Here is a 21,767-nt window from a genome sequence, read left to right as displayed (position 1 = left end):
GTGCTCAAGCAATCAATTTTTTGCACTCTTCCACATCCAATCTATTTCTCATAGCTTGAACTAGATTTTGGTAGGTCTGCCAATTTTGTTCCAGCAAGTTTTTCGCTTGTAATAAATGAAATCTTTGTTTCTGTTCAAAAAGTGTTTCTTGAAAACCTAGGACTGTCAAAAATTGATTTAATTTGGCTTTATCATCACCACCACCTTCTGCGGATTTAAAAACCAACAGTTCTGCTGCTATCCCGGCCATCCAGATAGTACAATATTTTTCCACCATAGAAACTCCTATTTTTCCTCGCTCTAATTGGGGAGCAATCTCATCGTCTCCTAAAATTATCCCTCCTTGTCCTGGTTGTCCAATTTTCCATGCTTCCCATGCGCTTAGGGTGTATCCTGTAACAGTGATTCCTGATAGATGGGCGACTAAAAAGTGTCCCGCTTCATGATAGATAATTCGCTCTTGATAGGTGGGGGAAAATCTCGCTAACCAATCTAAAAATATGGTTCCTCCCCTTCCCTCAAATCCAAAATTATCTAAGGTGGCAATTCCTAAGAATCCTAATATGGTTAGTGCGGGAATGGTGGGTGATAGGTGAATTAGTGGACCTAATAGGGTAGACATGGTCATCAAAAAAACACAGATGGCTATTAGATTAATGGCGGTTTGATTCATGGTACTAAAAAAAATGGTTTATAAAAAAGAGTTTATAAAAAAGAGTTTAAGTAGGGAGGCACAATTATTTGTAGGATGGGTTGAGGAACGAAACCCATGCGGGTGTTGGGTTTCATACTTTAACCCAACCTACGTTAATCTTATATTTAATTCCACTGACTCACTTAAACAGTTTATCAGAAATCTATTTAACTGGTCAATTCCAAAACTGCCGAAAATCTTCATCTTCATCGCTTAACTTGACCCATTCCAAATTCAAGGATTCTAATTTCTTCACTAAATAATCACAAGCTGGACGCTCTGTTGCATAATGACCAGCATCAATTAAAATTAACCCCTGATCTCTACTCTCTTGAAATTGATGGAACTTACAGTCAGCAGTTAAGTAGACTTGAGCTTTTGTTTTTACTACTGCGGAAATAAATCCAGCTCCGGATCCCCCCAAAACTGCTACTCTCCATATTTCTTCCCCAAGATTACCATGGGGTGAAAAAATTAGTCTTGGTGGTTTTAGTTTGGCTTGAATTATTTTCAGTAGTTCTTCTAGTTTTATAGCTGGATCTAATTTGCCTACTCTACCATAGCCTAAACCTAATTGTGTAGGGACTATGGGTAATACCTCTTTTAAATCTAAAATCTTACTTAAAACATCCGCCGTTCCATCCCCTACTTGATCAAAGTTTGTATGGGCACTATATATACCTATATTGTGGGTAAAAGCCAGCTTGAGGATTTCTCCTACTGGTTCCCCAACCTGTATGGATTTGAGTGGATGAAAAATCAGCGGATGATGGGCAAATACCAAGTTCGCTTTTAAGGCGATCGCTTCTTTTATTACTGCCAAGGTAGGGGTCAAACAGACTAATACTCGTGCCTTTTGTTCTAAAATTCCTGGTTGGATTTGCCAACCACAATTGTCCCAACTTTCGCTCCAAGCTGGATTTGCCCATTCTTCAAACCAGGTAATTAAATCCGCAATTTTCATCTATTAGGTTGAGGTTGATATAAGTAGGTGAGTGGAATTAAATATAAGATCAACGTAGGTTGGGTTGAAGCATGAAACCCAACACCCCCATGGGTCTCGTTACTCGACCCATCCTACAAATAATTGTGCCTCCCTACTTAGCTTTAACCGGAAATGTGAACCACTAACTCCCTGGTGTGATTATACTGACGGTGTTCCCAAATGTAAATAGCTTGCCATGTGCCCAAAACTAAATTCCCATTGTTAATGGGAATACTTTCACTAGTACGGGTTAAGACTGTTCTTATGTGTCCTGGCATATCATCTGGTCCTTCCGCATCATGTATGTAGTATTTACCTTCCGGGACTAGTTTCGACATGAAATTTGCCAGATCTGTCAACACATCAGGATCGGCATTTTCTTGAATAATTAGACTTGCTGAGGTGTGTCTCAAAAATAAGGTACAAAGTCCAGTTTTCACCCCGGATTCAGTCACTAGGGATGCTACCTTAGCTGTGATATTCTGAAATGATTTACCTGTGGTAGGTATTCTTAGCAACTTTTGATAATGTGTCATAGACTGCTCTCTTGCAAATAATTGACTACTGCTTTGGCCAGGGTCTCATTACCATTCTTGTCTATGGGTTGTGATTGTTTCGGTGGTTGAGGTGATTCATACAGAAAATCCCAGTGTGCACCAAACAATTCTGGGGGTGCAATAATTTGATGGTGATGATAATTTTCAATTCCCTCTAATAAAAAGACCCCTTCAGCAAATTCATCACGAGGTATGGTGACAATGGGTACTCCTGAAAGTATGGATTCAGCAAAGGTACTATATCCCGGTTTAGACACTACCTTACCACAAATTGGCATGAAATCCACAGGACGATATTGGCTATTGCTCGTTTTAATTAAGTTGGGTAGATCCGGTGCTTTAGCGTCAGCAGTGATAAATTGCCAATCGGGAAATTTACTAATGTTGTGATATGGTATAGCTTGTATACCTAAACCTCCAAATGTTAATAAAATGGTTTTTTCTGGTGGGGTGTTTATTCCCCAATAGCTGCGTATTTCTTCTGGACTAAATTTGGGAGACCCCCCAGTTAAACCTATATCTATCACCTGGGGAAAAGCTGACATTGGTTCATGAAATGGCAATCGCCACAATAAGTCACTCCCATGATACCAATCTCTAATCCAGTGAGCAATTTCCGTGAATTCTCCCCCCCAGTCTTCATAAATAAAGTCCCAACCAAAGTTACTAATCATCCAACAGGGAATATTCGCCGCTTTAGCAAATCCCGCTGCTAGAAAGGGAACATCTGCTAATATTAAATCAACCCGATTTTGCCTCAGAAAATTCACTTCCCTGGCAATCAGTGAATTTTGCTGCTTTTTAATTTCCCTTAGTTTTTCTAAGGTGGCTGTTTTATCCATTATTAAACTGTCAGCTTGAATTACACCCACATCAAATGCTACTTGTCTCCAGATAAAGTCTCCCGGAATATAGGAATCTAACAACCATCTGGGTGCATTAGTGGCAAGAATTAGGAGTACATCAGGACACAGTTTTTGAATTGTTGCTGCTATTGATGCACTACGAGTAGCATGACCAAATCCATGATTAGTAATACTTATATATACAATTGGTCTTTTCATAGTGGTTAGTTTATGCTTGTGTAAATTTTTGGATGGCTACTATTAGTTCATCCATTTCTGATTCCAAGGTCAGGTAGTGAATACTTACCCGAATGCAGTTGGGGTTAGCAATTGTCCGGGTCAGAATTTTTGCCCCTGGGAAGGAAGATTCCAGATATTGGACTAATTTGCTACTAGGCTGATTATTGGTCATTTGAAAGGAAACTAAACCACTTGCAGGTGGGGAATCTTTTAAGCATTTGATGTGAGGTAATTCTGTTAGTTTTTGCCATAGATAGGCGCTTTTATGACAAATTTGTTCATACCTTTCTTCTCCTGTTCCCCATTCATTATGTGTGGCGATCGCCTGTCTTAAACCGATGTACAATGGTGCTGACAGGGTGGAAACTTCATATCTTCTACCATCCGGTTGCCAACCTATGGGTTGTGCTTGTGAATTGGTAATCACTCCATCTAAACCAATAAAAGTCGGATGTAATTGTTCCCTAGCTTGGGGATGGACATACAAACCTCCTACCCCCGCAGGACCGCATAACCATTTATGTCCAGTAAAAGCATAGAAATCTACCCCCAGTTCTGTTAAACTTGTTAGATTATTTAAAGGGAGAACTCCCACAGACTGGGCTCCATCCACCAACAACAAGCAATTATTTCCCCTACTGGGTTCCTTACACAACTTGACTATTTTGTCAAGAGGTAAAACCTGACCAGTATTCCATAAAACATGACTTAAAACCACCAATCTGGTACGAGGTCTTAGATTTTCGCTAATAACACTTACAGCGTCTCCCATGTTTAAAGTCTCCATTAAAGGACAGGTGGAAACCTCTACCCCAAATCTCCGACTAATTTCTCTAGCACTCCCAATTACTCCCGGGTGCTCACAGTCGGAAATTAGTAAGTGGTCCCCAACTTGCCAATTGATTCCCCACATACTAATGTTACACCCAACCGTGACATTCCCCGTGAGAGTAATAGTATCTTTTGTTACTCCTAAAATAGAGGCGATCGCTTCTCTGGTAGACTGCATTTGAGGTGATATCCAGCTATAAACCTCAGCTCCAAAAGGTCCCATTTCCTGGATATATTCTTGGGTGCGGGTGACAGCATCTATTGCGCTTTGAGGCATTGGTCCTTGTCCCCCATAATTGAAGTAAATCTTGTTTGTGAGAGCTGGAAACTTTTGGCGATGGTGATGCAACATAAAAGTACCCGTTAAAACGGTTCTAGGAAAGGTTAGGGAAAAAGTTAATTTAAGTCTAATTTTAATTTAATGATCATTAATGCTGAACTTCTCCTTCAATATCAACGGTGTAAACGAAGATCTTTCTTAGATGTTCACGGCGATTATCAGCAACGTGATACTCCCCATGAGCTGTTGGTAAAAATGCAGCAAGACAAGATTACACACAGGTCAAACGTGTTAGAACACTTGACCTACAATCAACCTGACTATCCCCCTCGGAACTGGGAAATGGGAGCAGCAGCAACTATTAAGTTAATGCAGCAGGGGGTTAATATGATTTACCGAGGAGTGTTGTTAGCAACTTACGAGGATAAGTATACCTTACTCAGTTGTCCGGATCTACTGGTTAAACAACCAGGGAAATCTAGTTTGGGAGATTGGTTGTATGTACCCGTGGATATTCAACTAGGTAAACGTCCTAAACAAGAATATCAAGTGGTAGCTGCTTTTCACGCGGAAATTGCGGGAGCTTTACAGGAGGTAATGCTAGCAGAATGTTGGTTGGTGTTACGCAGCAAGGAAACAACTTATGCGGTGGATTTGTATAAGTGGAGACCACAAATGTTAGATATTTTGGCGGACTATGTTCAAGTAATGAGTTCACCAGAAGCACCTGAAGTATTTATAGCTAGGCAAAAATGTAATCTTTGTCACTGGTATAACCAGTGTTATAGTATTGCTCGAGAGCAGCAGCATCTTTCCCTATTACCGGGAGTGACACCAGTTCGTTATAATTATTTACGAAGTAAAGCTATTAATAGTTTAGATTTGCTTGCAAAAACCCAACCTAGTAGTTTAGAAAATGTAACTGGGTTTGATTCTAAGATAGCGTGGAAGTTAGTAGTACAGGCCCAGTCCGCATTAAGACAAACCGCTTTAATGTTACCCGAAACAGTGGTAAGAGGAAATCTAATATCTAATGTGGGCATTGAGCTGTATTTTGATATTGAAGCTCAACCGGATTTAAATTTGAATTATTTATTAGGGGTTTTAGTAGTTGATATAGAAAATAAGCAAGAAACCTTTTATTCATTTTTAGCCACAAAACCCGAAGAAGAGGAATTAATTTGGCAGCAATTTGTGGATCTAGTTTGCCAATATCCCCACTCTCCTATTTATCACTTTTGTAATTATGAAGTAGAAACAGTAAATAAATTGGGGAAACTTTATGGCACACCTGATTCTATAACTAGGATGATTCTCACTCGGTTTGTGGATATTTATGAACTATTAATTGAAACCGTGGCCTTGCCAATAGAAAGTTATGCACTCAAGGCGATCGCCAATTGGTTAGGATTTACATGGCGAGATCCCAAAGCAAATGGTGCCAAATGTATTTATTGGTATGATCAATGGTTAGAAACAGGCGATCGGGAGTTTTTAAAAATGATTCAGGTTTACAATGAGGATGATTGTTATGCTACCCGTCGGGTAAAAGATTGGTTAGTTACCTTTACCAAAGATTTTTTGCTTTAAAGCTAAAGTGCGAGGGCGTCCGGTTGTCCCTGAAAAACCTAAACCTTCGCGGAATATTTCTGGAATATAAAATCTGGCAATTTCATCCTTATCCTTATCTTCATAAATTACACCTATTTCTTCCAATACTCTGATAGTATCCTGGTCAGCTTTTAAGTCTTGCACATCAAAAGGAATTTTCCTTTCTGTTAATGAAGATAGTTTTGTGTCTACCCAGGTTTTGAACCGGGGATATTCTTCCTTCACTTCTTCGACTTTCTGCTGACTACAAGGTCGAAGTGCTTGACGAATTGCTTGGGGTGGTAGCAATCGGGTAGAAAACCATTTTTTTGAGGTTTCCTTTGAGGTATCCAATGTACGACCGGTGGCAAAATATAAAAAGCGAATTATATCTCTAGCTTGCAGATTACCCTTAAAATCAGTTAACGCAGCAAATATCCAGGAAGCTGTATTGGCCTCCTTTGATTTATCAGAACCTAACTTCTGTCCCCATAATTTTTGTAATTCTCCCTTTAAATCTTCTGTACTTAAATCATAAATCCTGTTTTTGTCTGCATTTATGACTCCAGATTCGCTACAAATCCAATAGACCAGACGGAGAAATGAATCTCTATCCCAAGATAAATTATAGGAAGAATAGCGATTTTCAAACTGTGCTAAATTTTGAGTAATAGTATGCTTGAGAAAGTCCCGGCGCAGGAATATAATGACCCCTATATTTGCTTTTCTAATTTCTGAAATCTTTGTGGGTATGTCATCAATTAAAGCTTTTAGAGCTTTCCTTTGTTGAGTATCGGTATAAATTTCTGGAAAAATATTTTCCAAACCATCGAAAAGAAATATAATATTTAATTTTCTTTCTTTTAATTCTCGGTCTATTGCCATGAGAGTATTATGACCACTATCCAAATTAATATCAATTGACTTGGCAATAATCTTACTAATCCAAAATTCTGTCCACTTTGATTCATTCCAGTTTTCTTCTAGGGACCTTTGAATTTCATCAGTGTAGTTTGAGTGGCTAAATTCTAACGTAGTTTTCAAAGCTGATCGAACTTCCTTCCTGGCCTCGTCAATAATATTTTGAGCATCAGGTTCAACATACTGACTTTGAAGCAAAGGAAATATATAAGTTTTGTTTCTCGGTTCTTCATGATTTTGACTACCATCTACACGATGTAAAAAACTTTCCCAATTCCTAAGCCGTGATAGATGTATATAATTAAAAGTCTTTCCCGATCCTTTAGCACCAATACATAAAACATTCGGTAATTTATCCGAGAAGTCAGTTGCCAAATTTCGTAGAGGTTCTATAATCAATAAATTTTCTCCTTTGCCAGTTTCTGCATATCGATATTTCTCACATAAGTCTCTGATTTTTTTCAAATCATCTAACTTTTTATTGAACAAATCTTCAGATAAAACCTCTTGATTATTAGCATTATCAGCAGTTATCAACTTTGTTTCTGCCCATTTTCTAGCATTCTTCATTAATGTAGTCGCTGATAGTCTTGATCGAGCTTCTTCCCAACTATTAACATAGAGTAGTTCTTCTGCAAAGAAAGCCTCAATAATTTCCAACCTTTTGCTATAAACATCTTCTGTATCTTCCGGTTGAATATAATTTTGGTAAAATCCATCCACGGCATTTTTATAACGGGGTGAATCTATAACTTCCTGCTTCAACATATTAATCAATAGCCATGGATCATAATATTTCTCATTTTGTATATCCGATTGTGATGGTGCTACTTTACCGATTTGTTGTAAAACCAGATTAGTACCACGAATAGACTGTTCGCTAATGGTGGTAACAATAAACCTTTCAACTCTAGGATCAAAGATTATTGGGCTAGATATCTCACTTAGTCCAGCTCTTAAATCAATAAATACATAATTTATGTCAAGCTCTTGACTTAAAAGATTGATAGCATTACTGTATCCCCAAACTCCACGAGCACCCCTAACTAAATGTTCTGGTAAGATTGGTTTATCTAACAACTGCTGGTCATTTAAACAAGCAGGCAAAAAATACACTTTTGATCTGTCTTCATTTATATGACTACTTAAATTTTTTTTCAGTTTTTTAGCAAATAATGATAGTGTCTGTTCTATGGGTAGGTGAGAATAATGATAAACTTCTAAAAAGTCCAGGAAACAAACTTCTGGATTCTTGACACCATTCCAATAGGTCAAACCTGGTGCTTCTAAATCAGCATCAATAACCAAGATATTTATTGGTTGATTTAATTCCTTAGATCTCTCCAGTAATGCCAAAACATAGGCTACCAGATTTAAGGTTCTACCTACACCACCTTTAAAAGAATAGAAAGCTAATAATTCAGTTTTATTTGTTTTTGTTTGAGTATATGGTTCTGGTAGATTAATTCCACTCCTTTGTAAAGTCTCTATTTCCGGTAAGTAGGCAATCTCTTCCCAAAAGGGACGGATCTCAATAGGATTAATCTCTATTTCCTCCGGTCCAGCAAATTCTACTGGTAACTTATCATCTCCCATATCCAGTTGAATTACCGATTCTTCTTCTAAATACCAATCACCAAACCACTGTTTGACAATACTTTTAGCAGATTCTTTATCACCAGTAATTCCTATTTCTACAGCGTCAGAAAAGCAGTTAACTCTGACTATACCTTTATTTATCAGTTCCCTGTCACGTCTAGTTTCCTGACGAATCCTTCTTCTCACGTCCAACCATGTTAAAAATCTGTTCATAGTTTTGCTAATCTTTTTAATCTTTCAATTCATTTTGAATCCATTTTGATATTTTCAACAACCTATCTTCAATATCTTTATCTGTGGCAACTTGAATTCTATTAGCTTCTACTATTCTAATTACTTCTGCACCATATCGCCACACTTGGTTGATTTGTCCACTATTTATTTTTCGGTCAATAGGATTCCCCTTGGTATCTACTATTTCGCTAATTGATATTTTTGGTAACTTTAATAGTTCACCAGACCACACTTTGTCTAATAACTTATTAATGTCATGCTGGCATTCTGTGATATCTTGACAGAGATCAGTACGATTTTTTCCTTGCCTTTTCATTAGGACTGCTTTAAGTCCACATTCAACGGCATAAAACAAATTTAACCGGTGAGCATTATTTTTGTGTATGAAAGTGGCCTTTTGATAAGCGAAAAAGTGATCACGCCAAGCCTTCTGCATCTCACGCTGCGTGAAAATTATTGCCATTGAGAATTAGTTGGTTAAAATTCCAGTGTTGATTCTACCATGGTAGGATCCATAAATGTTAAATGTCGTTACAAAACTTTACATAGTTAGATATAGTACTCCTATCAAAGGTCAAAGGTGAAAATGTCAACATTTCATAATATCTTCCATCCAATGAACATAACTAATTTGTTGACACATATAAACTTGAAGATAGCGAAACTTATCTAACATTTTTTCACCCCATTCCTTAGGAACAGATACAAGTTGTAAAATTACATAAGCGATGAGACTGGCATAAATTTGTATGCCAATTTTTGGCAACGGTCTGAGGATGTCCTTGACAATCTTGGGAAATGAACTTATAATCATTATCGATTAATTTATTTTGATCCTTCGCCCAGAATTTACCATATTTTGGCCCGTTTCTATCAACTCTTTCTTAACATTCAACATTTCTGGAATAGAGTATAAAACTTCCTACAAAATACTATATACACCATATGCAAAATTACGCCAGAGATATCAATTCTTTAAAATCTCATGCCACAATGTGGTGGCCTCAAAATTTAAGGGATAAAAATGCGACAACAAGTATTATTCCCAGATTACTGGAAACACAAGACGATTTTATTTCAATTTTACAATTGAGCAAAAATAATCCCACTCAAGTCTTTGAGCTTGCGGAAGCAGCAAACTTTCCTGCAAACCTATTCCTCAAGCACTTGGTTGTTATTTCAGACTATGGAGGTGAACTTATGAAAAGGCTAGGAGAAAGTTTTACAACTATTTTTACTAAAAGAGATAAAACAAATAAACTAGTAATGGATTATGTCTGGAAAGGAAAAAATCACCAATATGTCTTTGAGTCAATGCCCATCCAAAGCAAATTAGATAATAAAAAGCTTAATATTGATGGCAAGGGACTACAATTTGAGGAACCATTCGATGGATTAAAACGTGACATAACTATGATTTTACTTTATGCAAGTACATCTGATGTTTCACATTGTGCTGCATTAGATCTCTGTACTCTTGGCTCTATACTTGGTGATAAAGTTGCATTAGAGCATCACATAAAACAAAAATATATACTTGTTAGTCGCATAACAGGAGGTGCCAACGCCAACTCTCTAGGACAATTAGCACAAAGTTATATTCTCAAGTACTTAAAAGAAAAATTGGGAACTGAATTTTATATTAGTAGTAATGAGCGAATTCCTTTACAGGGCACTGAAATATCTTTTGATATAGTTGTCACAAAAGCAGACAAAAAGGTGGGAATTGAAATTAGTTTTCAAGTCACAACCAATAGTACCATAGAAAGAAAAGCAGCACAAGCGTCTGAAAGACAAGCTCTTATGACAAAAGCTAGCTACAAAACAGCCTATGTGATTGATGGAGCTGGGAATTTTGAACGTTTTGCCGCTATCTCTAAAATTTGTCAGCATAGTGATTGTACGGTTGCATTTTCTGATAGTGAGTTTAATATTTTAGTTGACTTTTTACGTGAGAACTTGTGATGATTCGTTTTATTGATCTTTTTGCAGGTATTGGTGGGATGAGACTTGGTTTTCAGCAAGCGTGTGATGTTTTAGGAGTCGAATATGAATGTGTACTTAGCTCTGAAATTGATAAGAAAGCTGTTGAAACTTATAAAATAAACTTTGATGATCAACCTAGAGGAGACATCCGAGAAATTGACATTATGCCTGAATTTGATTTTATGCTTGCTGGTTTTCCCTGTCAACCTTTCTCTTATGCTGGTAAACAACAGGGTTTTGGAGATACAAGAGGAACGCTATTTTTTGAAATTGAAAGACTTCTCACAAGTTACCAACCAGAAGCTTTTCTATTGGAAAATGTTCGAGGTTTAACAACACACGATCATGGTAGGACATTTAACACAATTATTAATTCACTAGAAAAACTTGGCTATGGTATTCATTACCTTCTACTCAACAGTAGTAACTTTGGTGTACCTCAAAATCGTGTTCGTATATATATATTAGGACTACTTGGGAAAAACCCCAGACTTACTATTAATTCAGATAAAGGTGCGACTGATTCCCATAGTTTTAAGGAACAATTCTATCAACTCAGTCTCTTTCCTGATTCTTATTCAGTAGTTAAGGTTAAAAATATTCTGGAACAAAAAGTGTCTGAAAATTATTATCTGTCTAAAAGATTTCAGCAACAGATTTTCGATGCTGTTGATGGTAAATTTGAGAAACTTCATGGTGTGCGTTTAATTGATTTTCGTGGTGGCAATTCTATCCATTCTTGGGATTTAGGTATAAAGGGTAAGTGTTCAAAAAATGAACGGGACTTTATGAATGCTTTAATATCTCATAGAAGGCATAAAGAATTTGGTAACCACCAAGATGGTAAAAGTTTAACTATAGAACAAATTAAAACGTTTTTTGATCATGAAGATATGGAAAATATTATTTATTCACTCATTCAGAAAAAATATCTTAAAGAAATCAATGGAAGATACAATCCTGTGTGTGGAAATATGTCTTTTGAAGTTTTTAAGTTTCTCGATCCTGAGAGTATTTCCATAACTCTGACATCATCAGATGCCAATAAATTGGGTATAGTCCAAAATGGAAAGCCTCGAAGAATAACCCCTCGTGAATGTGCAAGATTACAAGGTTTTCCAGATTCTTATATTGTTCATCAAGATGATAATGCAGCATACAAGCAATTTGGTAATGCTGTAACAGTGCCAGTAATTCAAGCAATTGTGGAAGATTTAATTAAACATAATAATCTACATAGTACGTAAAAAAAAGTTGTGCGATCGCATTTTAATTCTACCATAAGTAGGGAGGCACAATTATTTGTAGGATGGGTTTCATACTTCAACCCAACCTACACTGTACCTGGTGAGAATTTAGGTCCGAGCTAATCTAACCCAAAACAGTTTGTAGTAATGGCTGATCACCATTTAACTTACCAGTTCTTAACCACTCATCCATTTCATCTGGTCGGTTAGATCGGGTTAATTTTTCTCGTAAATAACCACCTTCCAAAATTTCCCTTTGTAATAATTCCTGAGCAATTTCCTCCAATAAATCCCTATTACATTGCAAAATACTCAATGCAATATGATGAGCATTATCCACTATCTCCTTCACTTCCCGATCAATTTCTTCAGCAACATGGGGACTAATAGCACGACGGGGATTACTATAACCTTCTAAAAACTGCTGTTGACTTTTCTCAAAAGCTACTGGTCCAAGCTTATCACTCATACCATACAAAGTCACATATCTTTCCGCCAAATCTGTGGCTTTTTGAATATCATCAGATGCACCAGTAGAAACCTTCCCAAACACAATTTCCTCCGATGAACGTCCACCCAATAAAGTAGCAATCCGTCCACGAATTTCATCTTCTACCATAAGAAATCTATCTTCCTCTGGCATTTGAATTGTGTAACCCAATGCTCCCACACCCCGGGGAACAACGGAAATCTTCTCTACCTTACCTGCTCCTGGCATTAAGGCCCCAATAATAGCATGACCAACTTCATGGTAAGCAACCGTTTTCTTCTCCAATTCATTTAACACACGGGAGCGTTTTTCTAACCCAGCAATTAATCTTTCAATAGCCTCGTTAAAATCTACCATTAGAACAGCTTGACGATTATTTCTCGCTGCTAATAATGCAGCTTCATTAACTAGGTTCGCTAAATCTGCACCAGCAAAACCTGGGGTGCGAGTCGCAATAATTTCTAAGTTCACATCTTCTGCTAATTTCACACTTCTAGCATGAACCTTGAGAATTGCCTCTCGACCTATTTTATCTGGTCTGTCTACCACAATTTGACGGTCAAACCTCCCGGGACGACGTAATGCAGGATCTAAAACTTCAGGACGGTTAGTAGCAGCAATAATTATCACGCCTGTATTAGCGTCAAAACCATCCATTTCTGTCAATAATTGGTTTAGGGTTTGTTCCCTTTCATCATTACCACCTACAAAACCACTAGCTCCACCCCGAGATTTGCCTAGAGCATCTAATTCATCAATAAAGACTATACAGGGAGCTTGTTTTTTGGCTTGTTCAAATAAATCTCTTACCCTAGCAGCACCTACACCTACAAATAATTCAATAAATTCTGACCCAGAAATACTAAAAAATGGTACTCCTGATTCACCTGCAATGGCTTTTGCTAATAAGGTCTTACCTGTTCCCGGTGGTCCCACTAATAATACACCTTTGGGAATTTTTGCTCCTAAGTTTGTGTACTTACTAGCATTTTTTAAAAAGTCAACTATTTCCTCCAATTCCGCTTTGGCTTCATCAACACCTGCAACATCGGGAAATTTCACACCGGTGCTACCTTCTGAATAAATTCGAGCTTTACTTTTTCCCACAGTTAATGCAGCAGGTCCCCCTCCCTGACGACTCATGAGAAAAGCCCAAATACCAAAGAAGATTAAGGGAGGTGCAACCCAACCTAAAACTGTACCAATCCAGGCATTTTCATTGGGGGGTGGGGCGGCAAATTCCACGTTATTTTCTCGCAGAATTTTCGGTAGGTCTAAGTCTATGGCCACTGGTGTGGTTCTAAAAACCTGCTCCACAATTTTTCCTTCGGGAGTTTGGGTTTTAATCGCATATTCAATCCGGTCTCCTCCCACAATTGCTTTATCTACTTTACCAGCTTTTACCTGATTAATAAAATCACTGTAAGGTACTTGTTGTAACCTAGGTCCCAAAATGCTGGGAACTATTAAATTCAACAGTAATAAAATGGTCATTAAGATTAAGAAACTTCCGCCAAACTGTCGCAGTTTTGGCTTTTGCATCTGGTTCTTATTGTTAGTTTCTACAGGCATGATAATTTACCTCAAAAGTTTGATAATTGATTACTTTATGGTTGACTTAACAACTTGATAAGTAGGTAGGCACAATTATCTTATATTTAATTCCACCCACCCTCTTAGTTGAGTAATTGCTAATTGGTTGATTAACCTAGTCATGAACTTAATTAACTTAATAATAAAGCAAATAGTCCACACAAAGCAATACCGTCAAATACTCCCGCACCACCAATACTTAAAACGCCCTCACTCATGGATTGAATATCTTTAAGATGTAATAGGTCAGCACCAATAACAGTGCCTAGAATACCTCCCGCAAATGCTACGGGAGCCCCTGCATGGGGGGCTATTATCATGGCTGATATAACCGCAGTTAGAGGAGCTAATAACGGATTCATTTGAATTCCAATTCCGGGAACTATCCGAGCTGCAAAATAACCAACCACTGATACAATGGTGGTTACCAGGGTAATTGCCAACAGGTTTCCTCGGGAAATTTGGTATAACGCTAAAAGTACGGGTATTAAACCACCCCCTACGTTTAGTGCTACAACTGTAGACCGGTCTAGTCTTCTTAACGGGATTCCCCAAAATTCCCTTAGCCACAGGGTGGCAAATTCGTCTACTACTTCTATGGTGTTTTCCAGTCGGTATAAGGGAATATTGATTGTGCTAGTAATTATTACTAGCAAAAAGAGGAAGAAGGCAATTTGAGGAGAAAAACCTAACTTGGCTACGGCAATTTCTACTATGTCTACTGCTAGAGCAAACCAAATAAAGGGTAAAAGTAACAGCAACACCAGAAATAACAGTATTGAAACTGGTAGATAGATCATATCTTAATTGTTTCCCTCCTTTTTAGTTCCTGCACTTAGTTCCCGTAAAACCCACACTCTGCGAATAATCAGTTTCTCTTCCATTATAGAGACTACACACTGAACTCTAAATTCGTATCTACCCAACCCCAAAATGGGTGTCACCGCACTTCTATGAATAATCAACTCTTTTTTCTGGTCAAGCTACTTCTGCTTTCAACTTTTATTTCAGGTTTGATTAAATATGTAGGTCCTATATTTTTGTTCCCACCTACAGCAGTAAATGCGCTCATGATGGTATTCCTTCCGACTATATTCATGATATCTTTTCTTGTTTTACCCATGGTCTCAAAAAGACAAAGTTAAAGCTACAGTTCAACAAATTTGGGGAGTGTATCCGTGAAACTTGGTCAATGGATTGGTTTGATTGCTTTAGTTGTATCTCTGTACATATTATGGCAACTACGTGAAGTATTACTATTGATATTTGCTGCTGTGGTTTTAGCTACGACCTTAAATAGATTGGCCAGAACCTGTCAAAATCTGGGAATTAAACGTCCAATGGCTGTCTTTTTATCTGTGATGGTTTTTTTGGTGGGTATAGTTGCTTTTTTTTGGGTGATTGTGCCACCCTTTGTTCACCAATTCCAAGAACTGACTTTACGAGTACCCCAAGGTTTTGAACGGGTTAATACCTGGATAGATGAACAAAGAAGTCATATCCCCCAGGAGTTGGAACCTGTCATTCCCGATCTTAATCGTTTGATCGCGGAAGCTCAACCCTTAATTAATCGAGTTTTAGGCAATTCTTTTGCTTTTGTTTCTGGTTCTTTAGTGCTTGTTCTCAATATTTTATTGGTTTTAGTTTTAACGGTAATGTTCCTAACTAATCCTGCAGCTTATCAAAAGTTATTTGTTAGACTCTTTCCCTCCTTTTATCGACGACGAGTAGAGGGAATCTTGAATCAGTGTGAGGATTCGCTAGAAAGATGGCTGACAGGAGCTTTTATCGCTGTTTGTGTGGTGGGATTGATGAGCCTAATTGGTCTGTCAATTTTAGGTGTCAAAGCAGCTTTAGCTTTAGGTGTTTTGGCAGGATTGATGAATTTAATTCCTAATTTGGGCCCCACTATGAGTGTGGTTCCAGCTATGGCGATCGCTCTTTTAGATTCTCCTTGGAAACCAATTTTTGTCCTAATTCTTTACTTTTTTATCCAACAGCTTGAAAGCAATTTTATTACTCCTATGGTGATGGCACACCAGGTTTCTCTATTACCAGCTGTTACCCTAATCTCCCAGTTGTTTTTTCTCACCTTTTTTGGATTTCTAGGTTTATTTCTAGCATTACCCCTGACTGTGGTGGCAAAAATTTGGATTCAGGAAGTATTGGTTAAGGACGTATTAGATTGCTGGGAACACCATGGTCATGATGAAGTTGACTTAGTAATTCTTACTGATGATGATTCCCAAGGGGAGTAGTCAACTCCCCTCTTTCCTCTTATGCTGGTGGCTCAACTAAATTTTCAATTCCTTGAATAACTTGAGCTGACTCGATTATATCACCTGCTTTTAGCTTATCCAAAATCTCTTTACCTTCCACCAGATAACCAAATACAGCATAGCGTCCATCCAAAAGATTACGCCCTGCTGGGGTTAATTCCGGTTCAAATAAAAAGAAGAAAATTTGGGAAGAACCACCATCCGGATCACCCTCAGGACGCGCCATTGCTAATGCTCCAAAGGAAGAAAATGGTAATACTGGCATATCTAAATAACGTCCCGCATCTTCCAAGGTAATACCATAAGTTGGTTGTTTATCCCCTTCGGCTAAAATCTCTAGGGGAATAGCTCGATATTTGCCCATTACAGGATCAATAAAACCAACTTCTTTACCTTCCGGATCTCCCGTTTGTAAAACATAGGACTCTTCGGAACGGGTGAATTTTAATCCGTTATAAAAGCCTCTTTGTACTAGATCTACAAAATTACCAGCTGTCACTGGCGCACTGTAACCATCTACTACTACGGTTAGATCTCCCTTGTTTGTTTTTATGGCAATAGTAGCACGACCTTTGAGTTGAGGTAGGTTACTAAATTCAGCAGGAACTTCAAAGGGAAACCCCTTAACCATGGATTCTTCTAATAAACTCACAAGATTGAGTAACTTGGCTCTCCCCTCCAAAATGGCCTCTTTTTGTCTGGTTTTTACTACTTCTTGCAGTTGTACTATGCCAGATTTTAACTCCTCAATCCAAGATTCAGCTTGGGGTTGGCGTTCTGGGGGAATGCTGGTTAAGATTTGGGAGGGTCTGTCAAGAATCCGTAATGCTTGACTAAGATCTCTGGAAATCGCACCCCATCGCTTATTAGCACGTAGTTGATTGGAAATATCCTCTAAACTGGCCTGCAGTTTGCGTACTGGTTGATTATCTATGGGAAGTGCATATCTCAACAAAGCCCTACCATCTGTAATAGCATTCCCCGATGGTAAAGCTGCGTAGGAAGTCCACCCGGTGGTGCTGGTTCCTAAAAATATCATTCCCATCAGTATGACTTTTAGGCTATATATTAGCCCAGACCTGATAAACTTAAACATGGAGTTTCTCAAATGCAGGAAGTAACCAACTATCCATCTTCCCATATTGGGGCTCTATTGAGGTTCAATCTCTTCCTGTGTCTTTACCCCATCCTTCTTTTTCACCAGGTCCTAATTTACGGTTACAATAAATCCCGATTGTCTTCTAATATTTGTAAGTTTCATGATCTCCAGTAATGATTTTCGAACCGGCGTTTCTATCGTGTTAGACCAATCCGTGTGGCGAGTAGTTGAATTTCTTCACGTTAAACCTGGTAAGGGTTCCGCCTTTGTTAGAACTAAATTAAAAAATGTCCAAAATGGTAACGTGGTGGAAAAAACTTTCCGCGCTGGGGAAACTGTACCCCAAGCAAATTTAGAAAAAATTACCATGCAATATACTTATAAAGAAGGTAATGAATTTGTCTTGATGGATATGGAAACCTACGAGGAAGATAGATTGAATGCCACCCAAATTGGTGATCGTGTCAAGTACCTGAAAGAAGGTATGGAGGTTAATGTCACCTTTTGGGTAAAACAGGAGGAAAAACAGACTATAAAACAGGTTCTAGAAGTTGAACTCCCTAATTCCGTAGTTCTGGAGGTGTTGGAAACTGACCCAGGTGTCAAGGGTGATACCGCTACCGGGGGCACTAAGCCAGCAAAATTGGAAACTGGTGCAACTGTCATGGTTCCTTTGTTTATTACGACAGGTGAGCGGATCAAGATAGACACCAGAGAAGATAAATACCTAGGGCGAGAATAGGCCTTGTTGGTGAATATTACCTCCTAAAATGGGCAAGATTAACAAAATTTGTCGGTAATATTCAGCAAGCCCTAATTATCAACAATATACGTTAATAAATGTTAGCACTTACTATTAACGTCTACAATTATTTAAGTGTTTTGATTATTTCCTGTTGTCTAGTATTGACTGGCGAATAATTGTTTAGCGTCATAATTAATACCAATTTATCTGGTGATTGTGATGGATGAAAAAAAAGAAATTTACGGTTAGGTCGAGGTAAAAAATACTGTGCCATTAGATTTTAATGAAATCCGCCAATTGTTAGCTACTATTGCACAAACTGATATTACTGAGGTGTCACTCAAAAGTGATGATTTTGAGCTGAGAGTCTCTAAAGGGGGAAATAATTTCCCTGTATCAGCACCGGTTGTACCAACGGTGACTCAAACCGCACCGGTTCAGCTACCAGAGTCAGCTAGTCACCGAGATAGTTCTACCGGGGCACAGTCACCCCTAGCTAATGCAGCTGCTTCTAAATTTATGGAGGTCCAGTCTCCTATGGTGGGAACTTTTTATCGCGCTCCTGCTCCCGGTGAAGCACCTTTTGTGGAGGTGGGAGACCGGGTTCGGGTAGGTCAGTCCGTCTGCATTATTGAGGCCATGAAATTAATGAATGAAATTGAAGCTGAGGTCTCTGGACAGGTGATGGAAATTCTGGTGCAAAATGGTCAACCCGTAGAATATGGTCAACCTTTAATGCGAATTAATCCTGATTAGTGGGATTTTTCTAATTCGGGAAAGTTTCACCACCTTTTGTTTGGTGCTTACCCCCTAAAGAGGATAGTTTTCCTGGAAGGTTTTACGGGTTAGTGGTTGTTCTATTTCTACTCCTTCACCACCCAATACTTCTAAGGGTTTACCGTTAATTTCTAGGTAAACTTTAGCATTGGGATCTAGGGTTGTAGCAGTGTAGACAACCTGACCCACCCGACCTACCATGGAAGCGCTACCACCTCCACCAGTAAAATTTTCTGACAGGTTTACATGAATTTCATTGTTCTCTATTTTCAGACTCAGCAATTTTGTACCCCGGGGAATAGTTGTTGAGTCTTTTGTTTCTTTTGGACCCTCTAACAATGTGTTTAAAGCACTTTCTAATGCTTGACCTGGTTGGTCACTGGCAATTTTTACGGGTTGAGCAACTAACTGAAAACTTTTTGCTGTTGGTTTTAGCCAATATATATTAGCCGTTTGTTCTTGACCTGTTTGGCTTGTTAATGGCTGTTGTTTTTCTATACTTTGGTTGGGGTTAGCTTGTATGGGAGTGTTGGGTGTTTGAGAACTCAACCACGCAACACCACCGCTTACTGCTACTACTGTGGCTGAAACAGCAGCTATTACACCTGAAGAAATATTACGATTTGTTCTTGGTTGGTCGTTCATATATAAAACCTGCTTGACATAAAACTCAAATGGTTTATTACCAGACTCATCTCTAATTTTAGGTTGATATTTTTCATCTGCAACATGTAAGTGGGTGGGTGGAATTAAATATAAGATGAACGTAGGTTGGGTTGAGGTATGAAACCCAACGCCTACAAATATATTTTGCCTCCCTAATTAGGGGTTAATGTGAAGTAATTTAGGTTGTTACATCTCTTTGACTAATCCAGCTTTCTAGTGTGTCTACTAGGTCCTCAATGGCAATTTCCTGAGATTCACGAGTTGCTCTTGTGACTACTTCTACCTTACCATGGGTGATGGAACGACCAGTAACTATTCTGTAGGGAATACCAATTAGGTCTGCATCTTTGAATTTTACCCCTGCTCTTTCGTTTCGGTCATCCAATAGGGTCTCTATACCGACTTTGTTCAGCTCTGTATAGATTTTTTCGGCAATCTCTACCTGCTGGGTATCTTTTATATTGGGAATGCTAATAATGGCATGATAAGGAGCGATCGCCACCGGCCAAATTATCCCATCCCCATCATAAGATTGTTCAACTGCTGACTGGGCCAGTCTGGATACACCTACACCATAACAACCCATGACTAAGGGCTTTTCTTCTCCTTGTTCGTTGGTATAAGTTGCACCCATGGCTAGGGAATATTTTGTTCCTAGTTGGAAAATATGACCCGCTTCTATACCCCTGGCTGTTTCTAAGGTTTGACTGGGATCATGCACCGAGCGATCACCTGGTTTTGCTTTCCGAATATCTACTACTAGTTCGGGTAGTTTAAACTGCTCTTGCCAGTTAGACCCAACCAGGTGAAATCCGGATTCATTTGCTCCTGTCACAAATTGCTTTAATTCTACCGCTGTTTGATCAATCAGACGGATAAATTTTGGGTGTAGCTGTTCACGGGTAGCAATATAATCATCACTCAAATCAGGGGCAATGTAACCCAAGGGTAAGCTCTTGGTTGCCCAACTGGCGATCGCTTCCTGATTAGGCACTGTTAGACTAATTACCGTTTTGGCATGAAATTGGGGAGCTAATTTGGTCAGTTCGTTTTGTAATTTGACTTCGTTAATTTCCTGGTCTCCCCGAATATTCACCAACACTAAAACTGTTAACCCCTGATCATAAACAGTTTGATATAAAACATTTTTCACTACCTGGGTAGGGGAACATTTCAAGTAATCACAGAGTTTTTCGATTGTTTCTGTACCTGCTGTTGGTACTTTTTCACAGGTTTTGAAATTGGATGGTTCCGCGTCAGCAGGTAAGGAAACTGCCTTTTCCACATTTGCTGCATACTTACCATCCTGGGTATAGAGGACTTCATCTTCCCCAGCATCCGCTAGAACCATGAATTCTGTTGACCCAGAACCACCAATTGCACCGGAGTCGGCTTCTACTGCTCTAAAAGCCAAACCACAACGCCGTAACATATTACTGTAGGCTTTATACATATCCTGGTAGGTTTTCTTTAAACTTTCCTCGTCAGTATGGAAAGAATAACCATCCTTCATGATGAATTCCCTACCCCGCATCAAACCAAATCGGGGACGAATTTCATCCCGGAATTTAGTTTGAATTTGATATAAATGCACCGGTAGTTGGCGATAGGAACGAATCATGTCGCGACCGATAGTGGTAATCACTTCTTCATGGGTAGGACCAAGACCTAGCTGTTGTTCCCTTCTATCAATTAAGGAGAACATAATTCCTTCCGCCTTGGTGTAAGTATCCCACCTTCCTGACTCCTTCCATAACTCAGCTGGTTGTAGTTGTGGTAGTAAACATTCTTCCGCACCCGTGGCGTTCATTTCTTCCCTAACTATCTGGGAGATTTTTTGTAAAACTCGCCACATTAACGGCAAATAGGCATAGACTCCACTACCAATACGACGGATATAACCTGCACGCAACAATAATTTATGACTGGGAATTTCTGCATCCGCTGGGTCATCCCTAAGCGTAACAAATAACTTCTGTGATAAGCGCATCATTTTTCCTTTTTATGGAGCCTTTTAAAACGGAGAGGGGGGGATTCGAACCCCCGTTGAGTTGCCCCAAAACACATTTCGAGTGTGCCGCATTCAACCACTCTGCCACCTCTCCCCAT

Annotated in this window: 18 protein-coding genes, 1 tRNA gene and 1 pseudogene; 6 read left to right on the top strand and 14 right to left on the bottom strand. The window is 38.7% G+C overall.

What is annotated here, in order from left to right; all coding sequences use genetic code 11:
- Positions 1–4 precede the first annotated feature (4 nt).
- From IAR63_RS07010 to IAR63_RS06990, 5 genes are all read right to left on the bottom strand, one after another.
- Positions 5–673: an ATP-dependent Zn protease gene (locus IAR63_RS07010; RefSeq protein WP_187707075.1), complete on the bottom strand. Its 669-nt coding sequence runs from the start codon at positions 671–673 to the stop codon at positions 5–7.
- A gap of 196 nt (positions 674–869) precedes the next feature.
- On the bottom strand, positions 870–1,658 hold the full coding sequence (locus tag IAR63_RS07005) for a Nif3-like dinuclear metal center hexameric protein (RefSeq protein ID WP_187707074.1): 789 nt from the start codon (positions 1,656–1,658) through the stop codon (positions 870–872).
- A gap of 143 nt (positions 1,659–1,801) precedes the next feature.
- The gene (locus tag IAR63_RS07000; protein ID WP_187707073.1) at positions 1,802–2,215 is read right to left on the bottom strand and encodes a secondary thiamine-phosphate synthase enzyme YjbQ; all 414 of its coding nucleotides are present in this window, start codon (positions 2,213–2,215) and stop codon (positions 1,802–1,804) included.
- Complete coding sequence (locus tag IAR63_RS06995; protein WP_187707072.1) at positions 2,212–3,300, bottom strand: glycosyl transferase; 1,089 nt, start codon at positions 3,298–3,300, stop codon at positions 2,212–2,214. The genes IAR63_RS07000 and IAR63_RS06995 overlap by 4 nt, the downstream gene beginning before the upstream one ends.
- Before the next feature lie 10 nt (positions 3,301–3,310).
- Entirely contained in the window at positions 3,311–4,504 is a 1,194-nt protein-coding gene (locus IAR63_RS06990; protein WP_187707071.1) for an aminotransferase class V-fold PLP-dependent enzyme, read from the bottom strand.
- A gap of 69 nt (positions 4,505–4,573) precedes the next feature.
- Here IAR63_RS06990 and IAR63_RS06985 point away from each other — a divergent pair, with 69 nt between their 5' ends.
- Positions 4,574–6,022, top strand: coding sequence for a TM0106 family RecB-like putative nuclease (locus IAR63_RS06985; RefSeq protein WP_040008294.1), 1,449 nt, complete (start codon positions 4,574–4,576; stop codon positions 6,020–6,022).
- Here IAR63_RS06985 and IAR63_RS06980 read toward each other — a convergent pair.
- The 3 genes and pseudogenes from IAR63_RS06980 to IAR63_RS06970 form a co-directional block, all read right to left on the bottom strand.
- Complete coding sequence (locus IAR63_RS06980) at positions 5,990–8,755, bottom strand: MinD/ParA family ATP-binding protein (protein ID WP_187707070.1); 2,766 nt, start codon at positions 8,753–8,755, stop codon at positions 5,990–5,992. The genes IAR63_RS06985 and IAR63_RS06980 overlap by 33 nt on opposite strands.
- Positions 8,756–8,771: 16 nt before the next feature.
- Positions 8,772–9,212 carry a hypothetical protein gene (locus tag IAR63_RS06975; protein WP_235678376.1) on the bottom strand — a complete coding sequence of 147 codons (441 nt, stop codon included), beginning with the start codon at positions 9,210–9,212 and terminating at the stop codon, positions 8,772–8,774.
- Between the two features lie 153 nt (positions 9,213–9,365).
- Positions 9,366–9,569, bottom strand: a pseudogene (locus IAR63_RS06970) (IS4 family transposase); the annotation flags it as partial.
- Between the two features lie 152 nt (positions 9,570–9,721).
- Between IAR63_RS06970 and IAR63_RS06965 the strand changes: the two are divergent.
- The gene (locus IAR63_RS06965) at positions 9,722–10,741 is read left to right on the top strand and encodes a restriction endonuclease (protein ID WP_141303518.1); all 1,020 of its coding nucleotides are present in this window, start codon (positions 9,722–9,724) and stop codon (positions 10,739–10,741) included.
- Positions 10,741–12,009: a DNA cytosine methyltransferase gene (locus IAR63_RS06960; RefSeq protein ID WP_141303742.1), complete on the top strand. Its 1,269-nt coding sequence runs from the start codon at positions 10,741–10,743 to the stop codon at positions 12,007–12,009. The genes IAR63_RS06965 and IAR63_RS06960 overlap by 1 nt, the downstream gene beginning before the upstream one ends.
- A 124-nt stretch (positions 12,010–12,133) precedes the next feature.
- Here the strand turns inward: IAR63_RS06960 and ftsH are convergent, their stop codons facing one another.
- Together ftsH and IAR63_RS06950 are read right to left on the bottom strand one after the other, a co-directional pair.
- Positions 12,134–14,071 (bottom strand): ATP-dependent zinc metalloprotease FtsH, encoded by a 1,938-nt coding sequence (gene ftsH / locus IAR63_RS06955; protein WP_096545668.1) that lies wholly within the window; start codon positions 14,069–14,071, stop codon positions 12,134–12,136.
- 152 nt (positions 14,072–14,223) lie between these two features.
- Entirely contained in the window at positions 14,224–14,892 is a 669-nt protein-coding gene (locus IAR63_RS06950) for a DUF1614 domain-containing protein (protein WP_096545670.1), read from the bottom strand.
- Between the two features lie 378 nt (positions 14,893–15,270).
- Here IAR63_RS06950 and IAR63_RS06945 point away from each other — a divergent pair, with 378 nt between their 5' ends.
- Entirely contained in the window at positions 15,271–16,350 is a 1,080-nt protein-coding gene (locus tag IAR63_RS06945; RefSeq protein WP_187707069.1) for an AI-2E family transporter, read from the top strand.
- 19 nt (positions 16,351–16,369) lie between these two features.
- Here the strand turns inward: IAR63_RS06945 and IAR63_RS06940 are convergent, their stop codons facing one another.
- Positions 16,370–17,467: a peptidylprolyl isomerase gene (locus IAR63_RS06940; RefSeq protein ID WP_187707068.1), complete on the bottom strand. Its 1,098-nt coding sequence runs from the start codon at positions 17,465–17,467 to the stop codon at positions 16,370–16,372.
- Positions 17,468–17,630: 163 nt separating this feature from the next.
- On the opposite strand from IAR63_RS06940, the gene efp reads away from it, so the two are divergent.
- Together efp and accB are read left to right on the top strand one after the other, a co-directional pair.
- Positions 17,631–18,212 carry an elongation factor P gene (gene efp, locus IAR63_RS06935; RefSeq protein WP_187707067.1) on the top strand — a complete coding sequence of 194 codons (582 nt, stop codon included), beginning with the start codon at positions 17,631–17,633 and terminating at the stop codon, positions 18,210–18,212.
- 270 nt (positions 18,213–18,482) lie between these two features.
- Positions 18,483–18,971 carry an acetyl-CoA carboxylase biotin carboxyl carrier protein gene (gene accB / locus IAR63_RS06930; RefSeq protein ID WP_187707066.1) on the top strand — a complete coding sequence of 163 codons (489 nt, stop codon included), beginning with the start codon at positions 18,483–18,485 and terminating at the stop codon, positions 18,969–18,971.
- Positions 18,972–19,025: 54 nt separating this feature from the next.
- Here accB and IAR63_RS06925 read toward each other — a convergent pair whose 3' ends face one another.
- From IAR63_RS06925 to IAR63_RS06915, 3 genes are all read right to left on the bottom strand, one after another.
- Positions 19,026–19,637, bottom strand: a complete 612-nt coding sequence (locus IAR63_RS06925; RefSeq protein WP_187707065.1) for a GerMN domain-containing protein — start codon at positions 19,635–19,637, stop codon at positions 19,026–19,028.
- A gap of 199 nt (positions 19,638–19,836) precedes the next feature.
- Positions 19,837–21,648 (bottom strand): proline--tRNA ligase, encoded by a 1,812-nt coding sequence (proS, locus tag IAR63_RS06920; RefSeq protein ID WP_187707397.1) that lies wholly within the window; start codon positions 21,646–21,648, stop codon positions 19,837–19,839.
- Between the two features lie 30 nt (positions 21,649–21,678).
- Positions 21,679–21,763, bottom strand: a tRNA-Ser gene (locus tag IAR63_RS06915).
- Between the last annotated feature and the right edge of the window lie 4 nt (positions 21,764–21,767).

Origin of the sequence: Cylindrospermopsis curvispora GIHE-G1, assembly GCF_014489415.1 — a bacterium.
GTDB lineage: Bacteria > Cyanobacteriota > Cyanobacteriia > Cyanobacteriales > Nostocaceae > Raphidiopsis > Raphidiopsis curvispora_A.
This window is presented reverse-complemented; position numbering and strand designations above follow the sequence as displayed.

Bases quoted from the DNA above. Each gene is read 5' to 3' on its own strand.
- IAR63_RS06965 (WP_141303518.1), top strand. From the start codon at position 9,722: ATGCAAAATTACGCCAGAGATATCAATTCTTTAAAATCTCATGCCACA.
- IAR63_RS06925 (WP_187707065.1), bottom strand. From the start codon at position 19,637: ATGAACGACCAACCAAGAACAAATCGTAATATTTCTTCAGGTGTAATA.
- efp (WP_187707067.1), top strand. From the start codon at position 17,631: ATGATCTCCAGTAATGATTTTCGAACCGGCGTTTCTATCGTGTTAGAC.
- IAR63_RS06960 (WP_141303742.1), top strand. From the start codon at position 10,741: ATGATTCGTTTTATTGATCTTTTTGCAGGTATTGGTGGGATGAGACTT.
- IAR63_RS07000 (WP_187707073.1), bottom strand. From the start codon at position 2,215: ATGACACATTATCAAAAGTTGCTAAGAATACCTACCACAGGTAAATCA.
- IAR63_RS07010 (WP_187707075.1), bottom strand. From the start codon at position 673: ATGAATCAAACCGCCATTAATCTAATAGCCATCTGTGTTTTTTTGATG.
- IAR63_RS06975 (WP_235678376.1), bottom strand. From the start codon at position 9,212: ATGCAGAAGGCTTGGCGTGATCACTTTTTCGCTTATCAAAAGGCCACT.
- IAR63_RS07005 (WP_187707074.1), bottom strand. From the start codon at position 1,658: ATGAAAATTGCGGATTTAATTACCTGGTTTGAAGAATGGGCAAATCCA.
- IAR63_RS06940 (WP_187707068.1), bottom strand. From the start codon at position 17,467: ATGTTTAAGTTTATCAGGTCTGGGCTAATATATAGCCTAAAAGTCATA.
- ftsH (WP_096545668.1), bottom strand. From the start codon at position 14,071: ATGCCTGTAGAAACTAACAATAAGAACCAGATGCAAAAGCCAAAACTG.
- IAR63_RS06990 (WP_187707071.1), bottom strand. From the start codon at position 4,504: ATGTTGCATCACCATCGCCAAAAGTTTCCAGCTCTCACAAACAAGATT.
- IAR63_RS06980 (WP_187707070.1), bottom strand. From the start codon at position 8,755: ATGAACAGATTTTTAACATGGTTGGACGTGAGAAGAAGGATTCGTCAG.
- IAR63_RS06950 (WP_096545670.1), bottom strand. From the start codon at position 14,892: ATGATCTATCTACCAGTTTCAATACTGTTATTTCTGGTGTTGCTGTTA.
- IAR63_RS06995 (WP_187707072.1), bottom strand. From the start codon at position 3,300: ATGAAAAGACCAATTGTATATATAAGTATTACTAATCATGGATTTGGT.
- IAR63_RS06985 (WP_040008294.1), top strand. From the start codon at position 4,574: ATGATCATTAATGCTGAACTTCTCCTTCAATATCAACGGTGTAAACGA.
- proS (WP_187707397.1), bottom strand. From the start codon at position 21,648: ATGCGCTTATCACAGAAGTTATTTGTTACGCTTAGGGATGACCCAGCG.